The 3,421-nt window shown below is 31.8% G+C and carries 1 protein-coding gene and 3 pseudogenes; all 4 read left to right on the top strand.

Annotated features, from left to right (window positions below; all coding sequences use genetic code 11):
* Positions 1 to 110: 110 nt before the first annotated feature.
* Positions 111 to 497: pseudogene (locus ACTFWY_RS17630) on the top strand (GTP-binding protein); the annotation flags it as partial.
* A gap of 29 nt (positions 498 to 526) precedes the next feature.
* A pseudogene (locus ACTFWY_RS17625) lies at positions 527 to 649 on the top strand (putative metal homeostasis protein).
* 17 nt (positions 650 to 666) lie between these two features.
* On the top strand, positions 667 to 2,190 hold the full coding sequence (locus ACTFWY_RS17620) for a zinc ABC transporter substrate-binding protein AdcA (RefSeq protein ID WP_439927343.1): 1,524 nt from the start codon (positions 667 to 669) through the stop codon (positions 2,188 to 2,190).
* A 23-nt stretch (positions 2,191 to 2,213) separates the two neighbouring features.
* Positions 2,214 to 2,453: pseudogene (locus ACTFWY_RS17615) on the top strand (hypothetical protein).
* Positions 2,454 to 3,421: the final 968 nt, after the last annotated feature.

The raw sequence follows: 3,421 nt of genomic DNA, 5'->3' as shown, positions 1-3,421 counted from the left end.
AAGATGGGTATAGGTCATTTGTACTCACTCCTTATAATTCTTTGGTCGGAACTATTTTGAGTGTAGCACAAATGACTTTTTTAGTTGTCTAGCTTAATTTTACAATCGGCGATTTGAAAAAATTTAATCATCCCTTAGTTTTTGAAAGTGATTCATCAGAAAATCACTATAATGGCAAACACTATCATCAACACCATCAAGTACATGAGTTTAAATCAATTCTCTTAACTTCAGATCAAGACATAAAAAAAGATTTTTTACTCCAATGGATTGACTGGTTGATTTTAACCAACCAAGGGAGCCTGTATCGTTTTAAAGGATTGATTGCTTTACAAGAGCAGGATTTTATAGTTGCCATGCAAGGGGTAAACGAACAGGTTAATTTTCAATACACCACTCGACAAAAAGACCAAACCACTATTATTCTAATCGGAAAAATGTTGGATGAAGAAAGGATCAAACAGAGTTTTGATAAATTACTGGCGGAAAGCAAATAATGATAAGTATTGATTGGGGGTAATTTCTAATGGAGAAAACGGATATATCTAGTGCATATCGATGACTTAAAAGCCCGAATATTAAAACTAGAAAAAGGGCATTAAAAATTATCAAAGAACATAAACGAAATAAAATGAAGAAATTAGCATAATTAAGGAAGGAAAAAGAATGAAGAAAATCAGTGTAGGACTTGTTGGGATAGCAGCTCTAGGATTATTGGGAGCTTGCTCCAGCACTAATGATGCAAAAGTATCGAATGATAAAGATGGAAAATTAGAAATTGTAACAACATTCTATCCAATGTATGATTTCACCAAAAACATCGTAGGCGATGAAGCGAACGTGGATTTAATGGTTCCAGCGGGATCAGAACCTCATGACTATGAGCCCTCAGCTAAGGATATGGCAAAAGCTCATGATGCTGATGTTTTTGTATATCATAACGAAAACATGGAATCATGGGTACCAAAAGCTAAAGAAAGTTGGAAGAAAGCTGGGCCTAATGTAGTAGAAGGAACAAAAGACATGATTTTATTGCCAGGTAGTGAAGAAGAAGATCATGATCACGGAGAAGAAGATCACCATCATGAACTAGATCCTCATACGTGGGTTTCACCCAAAATGGCAATTAAGGAAGTTTCAAATATCAAGGATCAGTTAGTTAAATTGTATCCGGAAAAAGCAAAAGTATTTGAGGCAAATGCTGAAAAGTATTTGACTAAACTGAAACGGTTGGATGCTGACTATACCACTAGTCTTAAAGAAGCGAAACAAAAAAGTTTTGTGACACAACATGCAGCCTTTGGATATTTAGCTTTGGATTATGGATTGATACAAGTTCCTATTGCTGGACTAAGTCCTGAAGAAGAGCCATCTTCTGGTCGATTAGCTGAATTAAAAGAGTATGTTAAAAAAAATAAGATCAATTATATTTATTTTGAAAAGAATGCTAATGATAAAATCGCAAAAACTTTGGCCAATGAAGCTGGGATAAAATTGGAAGTATTGAATCCTCTTGAAAGTCTTACAAAAGAACAAATGGATAATGGTGAAGATTATGTTTCAGTAATGGAAGACAATCTAAAAGCGTTAGAGAAAACAACTATGGTTGCTGGTGAAGAGGTAGTTCCAGAAAAAGAAGCGAAGGATGAAAAGACAGTTGCTAATGGGTACTTTAAAGATGCCGATGTGAAGGATCGCGAATTGAGTGATTATACAGGCGAATGGCAATCTGTTTATCCGTTGTTAAAAGATGGAATTTTGGATGAAGTTTTCGATTACAAAGCAAAACTCAATAAAGACATGACAGCTGCCGAGTACAAAGATTATTATACTACTGGCTATAAGACAGATATTGATACTATCAACATTAAAGACAACACCATTGATTTTGTAGTCAACGGTGAACATCATCAATACACATACAAATATGTTGGATACAAAATTTTGAATTATGAAAAAGGAAACCGTGGTGTTCGTTTTAATTTTGAAACTGATGATGCAGGTGCTGGTCGTTTTAAATATATTCAATTTAGTGATCATGGAATTGCACCAAGTAAGGCAGAGCATTTCCATATTTTCTTTGGTGGACAAAGTCAAGAAAAACTTTATAATGAAATGCATAATTGGCCTACTTTCTATCCAGCTTCATTATCTGAGCATGAGATTGCTCAAGAAATGATGGCCCATTAAAATCCAATCTTTGGAGAAAATACATGGTAAGAAAAGTATTATTGTCTATGGATTCCAAGAATATTGATGCTTAACGGCGTTATCGATTTGCAAAGCAAATGAGATTAAATGGGAGTACATTAGCTGATATTGCTGCAACTTTACATGTTAGTGTTGATACAGTTCGTAGAGTGTTAAAACAAGACCGGGATTGTTGTTTTATCAAGGTCAATACTGGAAGAAGTAGACGTTTAGCAAAACGATATAATAGTTTGATTAATTAGTTGTAACAGTAGAGCAGATTAATTTTCTTTTATTAGGATTTGATCTGCTCTTTATTATGTATAGGAATTAACATATTCGAAAAAATATTACAAAATTGTAATGCTATTATTTATAATTAATTATTTTACAATGCTAAAATTGATGATAATATTTTATTGTATCTGTTAATAAAAGTTTTTGTACTATTAATTGTGATTTTTAAATGATTGAAAAATAGAGAGGAGGAAGCAATACGTAGAAAAAATATTTTAAATTGGTGTAAGTACAAATATGTTATTTACAGTATTTTAGTTTCTCGTATTAAGTGTTACTACTATGGTGAATTCTTTAGAGAATTAATAAATAGTCTTCTTTGATAGATTGTTAAAGGGAACTTAACAAAGTAATAAGATGCATAATCAAATGCACAAAAAACAAAAAAAGAAGTTTCTTCGAATAGAAATTCTGAAATAACATCCTTTCGCCTAATAGTGAATAATTTAAATAAAGAGAAACTGGCTACACTATCAAAGCAAGTGATTCTGTTTAGCTAATTACTAATAATTAAAGTATTAAAATAGTATGTTTAATCAAATAGAACAAGATTGGATAATAGTTTATATTTTTAATCCTAGACCATTATTGGTATTTCAAAGACTACAACCATACTAATTAATCTATCGAATGGTACAATTTCAAAAACTAAAATCAAAACTAGTGATTCTAATGTTATCAAAACTGAGTTGAAAATTAAGTAGCCACAATATCTAAAGTGGTGAGGAATTAGCGATAATTACTACGCCGAAAGTAAAAGAATAATAGAAAAAACTTTCCTTAAAAATTATCTATGAATTCGTTTTTATTACAATTGCGCTGTTTTATTTTACTTTATGATGATAAATGGAGGGATAAAGTCATATGTCTGACAAAAATACCTATGCACGTCGTAGCCAACGTCACAAACAAGAACCTGATACCTGTGAAAATA

It is taken from the genome of Enterococcus sp. 125944 (assembly GCF_051909435.1).
Taxonomy (GTDB): domain Bacteria; phylum Bacillota; class Bacilli; order Lactobacillales; family Enterococcaceae; genus Enterococcus_D; species Enterococcus_D gallinarum.
The sequence above is the reverse complement of the archived record's forward strand: the minus strand, read 5'-3'. Positions and strand labels throughout refer to the sequence as shown.